Below are 6743 nucleotides of genomic sequence, written 5' to 3' on the forward strand. Positions count from 1 at the left end.
GGCCGACCTCGTGCTGGCCGAACAGGTGATCTCCGACCACGAGCAGATCGCGGCGATGAGCGCCCGCGCCGAGGAGAGCGCCTTCGTGCTGCTGGCATTGCAGGCACCGGTGGCGGGCGACCTCAGGTCGATCGTGAGCGCCATCCAGATGGTCGCCGACATCGACCGGATGGGCGCACTGGCCCTGCACGTCGCCAAGATCGCCCGGCGGCGGCATCCCCAGCACGCGCTGCCCGAGGAGGTCAACGGCTACTTCGCCGAAATGGGAAGGCTTGCAGTCGATTTGGGCAACAGCGCGCAAGAGGTGGTGTTGTCGCGCGACCCGGAGAAAGCCGCCCGGATCCGCGAAGAAGACGACGCCATGGACGATTTGCACCGGCACCTGTTCTCCGTACTGATGGACCGCAAATGGAAGTACGGCGTGGCCTCGGCCGTCGACGTGACGCTGCTGGGCCGGTTCTACGAACGCTTCGCCGACCACGCGGTCGAGGTGGCGCGGCGCGTCATTTTCCAGGCGACCGGCAGCCTCCCCGAAGAGGACAACAAAGGCTCCTCCGAGTAGGCCTCAGCCGAAGCGGCCGGAGATGTAGTCCTCGGTGGCCTTCTCGCTCGGGTTGGAGAAGATCTTCTCGGTCTCGTCGACCTCGATCAATCGCCCGGGCTTGCCGGTGGTTTCCAGGTTGAAGAACGCCGTCAGGTCGCTGACCCGGGCGGCCTGCTGCATGTTATGGGTGACGATGACGATCGTGTAGTCCTGCTTCAGCTCACTGATCAGGTCTTCCACGGCCATCGTCGAGATCGGGTCCAGCGCCGAACACGGCTCGTCCATCAGCAACACATCGGGTTGCACGGCGATCGCCCGCGCGATGCACAGGCGCTGCTGCTGACCGCCGGACAGCCCGCCGCCGGGCTTGTCCAACCGGTCCTTGACCTCGTCCCACAGGTTGGCGCCGCGCAGCGAGTGTTCGGCCACCTCGTCGAGCACCTTGCGGTTGCGCACGCCCTGCAGTCTCAGCCCCGCCACCACGTTGTTGCGAATCGACATGGCGGGGAACGGGTTCGGGCGCTGGAACACCATCCCGATCGCGCGGCGCACACCGACCGGGTCGACACCCTGACCGTAGATGTCCTCGTCGTCGAGCAGCACCTCGCCCTCGACGCGGCCACCGGGAACCACCTCGTGCATCCGGTTCAGCGCGCGCAGCACCGTCGTCTTGCCGCACCCGGACGGGCCGATGAACGCCGTCACGCTGCGAGGCAGAACCGACAGCGTCACATCCGCGACGGCCTGAAACGACCCGTAGTAGATGTCGACGCTCTTGAGGTCCAACCGCTTGGCCACCTAGTGCTCCTGCCTTGACGTTCCGGGGGCGAAGATTTTCGAGATCATCCTGGCTCCGATGTTGATGACGGCGATCACCAGGATGAGGGTTAGGGCGGCACCCCACAACCGATCCGTGGGCACGGGGTTCACGCCCGCCCCGGCCGACACCTGGTTGTAGATCATGCCCGGCAGCGAGCCGATGAACCCGTGGAAGATGTCAAAGCCGATCGACTGCGAATAGCCGACCAGGATCAGCAACGGGGCAGTCTCCCCCAGCACCCTGGCCACCGCAAGCATGATGCCCGTGATGATGCCCGACAGCCCGGTCGGAATCACAATCCGGGCGATGGTCTTCCACTTCGGGATGCCCAGTGCGTAGCTGGCCTCGCGCAGATCCACCGGCACGATGCGCAGCATCTCCTCGGTGGCCCGCACGATCACCGGCAGCATCAGCAGCACCAAGGCCAGTGACACCGCGAGCTCGGAGCGGGCGATGCCGAACGTCGCCACCCCCACGGTGTAGACGAACAGCGCCGCCACGATCGAGGGCACCCCGGACAGGATGTCCACCATGAACGAGGCCACCCTGCCCAGCGGCGTGCCGCCCCCGTACTCGACCAGGTAGATCGCCACCAACATGCTGATCGGGATGGAGATCACCGCGCACACCAATCCCTGCAGCAGCGTGCCGACGATCGCGTGGTAGGCGCCGCCACCGGCCACGAACTCCGTCATACCCGCCTGCGAATGCGTCCACCACGCGGCCGACGCGATCGCCCTGTACCCCTTGGCGATCACCGAGAACAACACGTAGGCCAGCGGCGCCAGGGCCACCAGCATCGACGTCGTCACGAACGCGGTGGCGACGTTGTTCGCCACTCGACGCCGCCGGCCCAGGCCGGGGAACGTCCGGGCCTTGAGCGGACGGTCCAGGATCGAGGTCACCGGCCGCCCCTTCTGCGCCCGATCCCGGCGACCGCACCGCGCGCCAGGGCGTCGACCAGGAATGTGAGCACGAAGAGCACCAGCCCGGCGGCGATGTAGGCACCCGCCCGGTATGGGTCGTCCAGTTCCGACGCGGCGCCGGCGATCTTGGTCGCGAAGGTGGAGCCGCCGTCGAACAACGACCAGCCGAACGTGGCCTGGGCTCCCCGCAGGATGACCAGCAGCGCCATCGTCTCACCCAGGGCACGGCCCAGACCCAGCATCGCGCCGCTGACGTAGCCGGACCGCCCGAACGGCAGCACGGTCGTCTTGACCACTTCCCAACGGGTGGCGCCCAACGCCAACGCGGCCTCGATCTGGTCGTGGGGCGTCTGGACGAATACCTCGCGGGTGACCGCGGTGGTGATGGGCAGGATCATCACCGCCAGCACCAGGCCGCCGGTGAACACGGTGCCGCCCCCGGTCACCGAGGTGTTCGCGCCCGCGAACAGGAAGCACGAGCCCAGGGTGTGGTTCAGCCAGGACGCAACGGGCCGTAGTCGCGGCGCCAGCACCTGCAGGCCCCACACGCCGTAGATGATCGAGGGAACCGCGGCCAGCAGGTCGACCGCGTATGCCAGCGGGCCGGCGACCGGGCGCGGCGCGTACTGCGTGATGAACAGGGCCACGCCCAGGGCGACCGGCATCGCGAGAAGCAGCGCGAACAGCGACACGAAAACGGTCACCTGCAGCAGATCGAGCATGCCGAAATGCAGCGCCGAGGTGCCGGTGGTGACCCAGGCGCCCGTATAGGTGAAGAAGTTCTCCCGGTTGCGCTCGAGCGCCGGGAGGGCGCGCAGCAACAAGAACCCGCCGATCGCGACGATCAACGCGACCATGAGGGCGCCCGACGCCTGCGCGAGCCGGCGAAACATCCGGTCGCCGAGCCGCGGCCGGCCCCGGCCCCATGGGCTGATCGGCACCACCGGGGCCTCGGGGAACGGGGCGGCCACGACCGCGCCCGAACCTGCGTCGGCCGGATTCGGCACGGAAGGCATTGTCACTGTGATCCCGTCACAGTTGCGTTGTCGCTCCTTGCGCCCAATTGATCACTGCATGGCGTTGATCGCCGTAACCAGTCGCTCCTTGACTTTATCGGGCAGCGCGACATAGCCGGCAGAAATCAGGCCGGCCTGCGCGTTGGTGGCGGCCACGGTGAGAAACGACTTGACCGCGCGGGAGGTGCTCGGGTCGTACCCCTTGGAGCACACGATCTCGTAGGTGGCCAGGATCAACGGGTAGGTTTCCGGCTCTTGGGAGGCGTACATCGAGTTCAGATCCAGCACGAGATCGTTGCCGGCGGCCACGAACGTGGCCGCTTTGATGGCGTTGGCGGCCGTGCTCTCGGTCAGCGGGACCACACCGTTGCCGGTGTCGATCTCCGCGTAGGGCACCCCGGCCTGGTCGGCGAATCCCTTCTCGACGTAGCCGATGGCGCCCGGCGTGGCCCGCACCGCCTGGACCAGACCGGCGGATTTGGTGGCCCCTTCCCCGACGCCTCCCTGGAACTCGGTGCCGACGCCTCTGGTCCAGCTCTGCGGGGCCGCGGCGGTCAGGTATTTCTGCATGTTGTCCGTGGTGCCCGACGAGTCCGCGCGATAGATCGGCCTGATCTTGACGTCCGGCAGGGTCACGCCCGGATTCAGCGCCGCCAGTGTCTGGTCGTTCCACAACGTGACCCTGCCGCTGAAGATCTCGCCCAGAGCGTCACCGTTGACGACCAGCCTCTGCACGCCCGGGAGGTTGTAGACCAGGGCGATCGGCCCGAATACCAGCGGCAGATCCCACGCGGGGTTTCCGCCGCAACGCCTGGTGGCCGGGCCGATCTGGTCCGCGAGCAGCGGCGAGTCCGCGCCCCCGAAGTCGACGTGGCCGGCGATGAACTGCGCCCGGCCGGCGCCGGAGCCGGTCGCGTTGTAGGACACGTTCTTGCCCGGGCAGTGCTCGCCCCAGACCTGGCTGAAAACCCCGATTGCGTTCTGCTGGGCGGTGGACCCTTCGGCCGTGAGCCCGCGCTTGCCGCCGCAGCCCGCCGGTCCGGAGAGCTCCGCGGCCGCGGCGCCGTGGTTGATGTCGGCGCCGCAGCCGGTCAGCACCGCGGCACCCAACACCGCCGCCAGCGCGATCGCCTTGCCCTGTCCGTGGAGCCTCACCGATCTCGCTTTCTGAGCCGTCGCGGGCGCATCCGGGCGGTGCTGGACAAGCGCCTGGACATGCTCGAGCGCAGGTTGCTGAGCCAAAGCGAAACTATGCGCCGGCGCGGGCCGAAAGAACCGACCGCGCGGTGAATCTGCAATGAACAGTCGGGCACCACGCCACTGCTGCCCGCGATTCCGCTCAGCCGGCGGTAGGCGGGGCCGCGTAGGCGGTGTCGACGCTGTACCGGGTGAATCCCAGGCGTTCGTAGGTCCGCACCGCGGCGACGTTGTCCGACTCCACGTAGAGCATCACGGTCGGGTCGGCCGCACCTGCCAGTCGGTGTGCCAGCGACTCGATGCCGATGGCCGTCAGCAACTGCCCGATGCCGCGGCGCTGTGCCGCCGGGTCGACGCCCACAACGTAGACCTCACCCAGGCCGGGCTGGTCCGGATGCACTTTGGTCCAGTGGAAACCCACCAGACGCCCGGCCTGGTCGCTGTTCGAGTCGCCGAACGCCAGGAACAGCCCCGCCGGGTCGAACCACGGTTCGGTGCGCCGCTCGGAGAGGTCGGCGTCGGTCCACCCCCCCTGTTCGGGATGCTCGGCGAACGCGGCGTTGTTGACCCGCAGCAGTTCGGCGTCGTCGCCCGGGCCCGCGTAGGTCCGGATACGCATCCCGCCGACGGGTTCCACCGGGGGGATGTCGCGCAGCGAGCGCCGCATCTGGACGAGTTCCCGCACGGCGACCAGGTTCAGCGCGGACGCGGTCGCCCGGGCCGCTTCCAGGGTGCCGTGGGCCCAGAACCGGTTGCCTGCGTCGGTCTTTGCCATCGCCGCCCGACTCATCGCCGCCCCGATTCCGCCCCGGCGGGCCTGCGGGTGCACCACGAGTTCGGCCATCCCGGCCTCGCCGTCGCGTGGCGGACTGAGGTTGAGGTAGCCGACGATCGCATTGTCGGACGAGTCGGAGACCAGGAGGTGCTCGGTGCGGTCGTGGCCGAGTTCGCGCAGCACCTGTTCGCCGACGGGTGCGACACCATCGAATTCTGTTGCCGCCGAGACCAATTGGCGCACCAGCCGCTGTTCGTCGGTGGTCAGCTCGGAGCGCCAGTCCGAGGGGCTCACTGAGTGCGCGCGGGGTCGACGAGTGAGCCCGGCAGGTCCTCGGAGTCGGACGCGGCGTCCCCGGAGCCGTCGGAGTCGGTGATGGGCGTCCGGCCGCGGGCGGGCCTGACGGCCTTGTAGCCGACGTTGCGGACGGTGCCGATCAGCGCCTCGTGTTCGGGACCGAGCTTGGCCCGCAGCCGGCGCACGTGCACGTCGACGGTGCGGGTGCCGCCGAAGAAGTCGTAACCCCACACCTCGTGCAGCAGTTGTGCGCGGGTGAACACCCGGCCGGCATGCTGGGCCAGGTATTTGAGCAACTCGAACTCCTTGTAGGTGAGGTCGAGCGGCCGGCCCCGCAGCCGCGCGGTGTAGGTGCCTTCGTCGATCACCAACTCGCCGAGGCTCACCTTGCCCGCGCTCTCCTGTTCGGCCAGGCCGCCGCGGCGCCCGACCACCAGCCGCAGCCGGGCGTCGATCTCGGCGGGACCGGTGCCGGGCAGCAGGATCTCGTCGAGCCCCCAGTCGGCGCTGACCGCCACCAGGCCGCCTTCGGTCACCACGGCCACCACGGGGGCCGATCGGCCCGCCGTGTTCAAGAGGCGGCAAAGCCCGCGCGCGGAGGACAGGTCGGTGCGCGCGTCGACCAGCACGGCGTCCGCCGTTCCGGCCTCCAGCAGGGACGATGGTTCCGGTGGGGCCGTCCGCACGGTGTGGGGAAGCAGCGACAACGACGGCAGGACGGTGTCGGGATGCAGCTCCGAGGTCAGCAGTAGTAGCTCCAACAAGCCCCTCCGACTCGTGGGAAAGGCAGATCCCAATTCGGGACGCAACGTCGCGTTAGTTGCCAGGTCATCTAACGATAACGTGCCACCTGGTCTTTGGCTTAGTGATCGAGCGCGCCGACATGCAGTGTGACCAACCGCTCGGGGCAGCCGGGGGACCGCAGGACGGACCTCGCGGCAAACGCGGCGCCGCCTCGGCCACAATATGCGGGTGCGGAAGGTTCTGATCGGTGCGACGGCCGCGGTGGTCGCCGTGGCCGTGGTGGCCGCTGGCGCCGTCGGCGTCGACTACGGAACGAGCATCTACGCCGAGTACCGGCTGTCGACGACCGTGCGCAAAGTGGCCAAGCTGGGCTCGGACCCGTTCGTGGCCATCCTGGCCTTCCCGTTCATCCCCCAGGCGATGC

The 6743-nt window shown here is 68.6% G+C and carries 7 protein-coding genes and 1 pseudogene; 2 read left to right on the forward strand and 6 right to left on the reverse strand.

The window, feature by feature from the left end; translation table 11 throughout:
- A partial coding sequence (gene phoU / locus AC2VOR_RS11000) for a phosphate signaling complex protein PhoU (RefSeq protein ID WP_486963787.1) occupies window positions 1-562 on the forward strand: 562 nt, incomplete at its 5' end.
- Window positions 563-565: 3 nt separating this feature from the next.
- On the opposite strand, the gene pstB is transcribed toward phoU, so the two are convergent.
- From pstB to AC2VOR_RS11030, 6 genes are all read right to left on the reverse strand, one after another.
- The gene (pstB, locus tag AC2VOR_RS11005) at window positions 566-1342 is read right to left on the reverse strand and encodes a phosphate ABC transporter ATP-binding protein PstB (RefSeq protein WP_369736878.1); all 777 of its coding nucleotides are present in this window, start codon (window positions 1340-1342) and stop codon (window positions 566-568) included.
- On the reverse strand, window positions 1343-2269 hold the full coding sequence (pstA, locus tag AC2VOR_RS11010) for a phosphate ABC transporter permease PstA (RefSeq protein WP_369736877.1): 927 nt from the start codon (window positions 2267-2269) through the stop codon (window positions 1343-1345).
- Window positions 2266-3312: a phosphate ABC transporter permease subunit PstC gene (gene pstC, locus AC2VOR_RS11015; RefSeq protein WP_369736876.1), complete on the reverse strand. Its 1047-nt coding sequence runs from the start codon at window positions 3310-3312 to the stop codon at window positions 2266-2268. The genes pstA and pstC overlap by 4 nt, the downstream gene beginning before the upstream one ends.
- A 45-nt stretch (window positions 3313-3357) precedes the next feature.
- On the reverse strand, window positions 3358-4461 hold the full coding sequence (pstS, locus tag AC2VOR_RS11020; RefSeq protein ID WP_369736875.1) for a phosphate ABC transporter substrate-binding protein PstS: 1104 nt from the start codon (window positions 4459-4461) through the stop codon (window positions 3358-3360).
- Between the two features lie 184 nt (window positions 4462-4645).
- Window positions 4646-5572: a mycothiol synthase gene (gene mshD / locus AC2VOR_RS11025; protein ID WP_369736874.1), complete on the reverse strand. Its 927-nt coding sequence runs from the start codon at window positions 5570-5572 to the stop codon at window positions 4646-4648.
- The gene (locus AC2VOR_RS11030; RefSeq protein WP_369736873.1) at window positions 5569-6339 is read right to left on the reverse strand and encodes a winged helix-turn-helix transcriptional regulator; all 771 of its coding nucleotides are present in this window, start codon (window positions 6337-6339) and stop codon (window positions 5569-5571) included. The genes mshD and AC2VOR_RS11030 overlap by 4 nt, the downstream gene beginning before the upstream one ends.
- A 202-nt stretch (window positions 6340-6541) precedes the next feature.
- Between AC2VOR_RS11030 and AC2VOR_RS11035 the strand changes: the two are divergent.
- Window positions 6542-6743: pseudogene (locus tag AC2VOR_RS11035) on the forward strand (mannan chain length control protein LmeA); the annotation flags it as partial.

Source organism: Mycobacterium sp. TH-M103 (assembly GCF_057473785.1).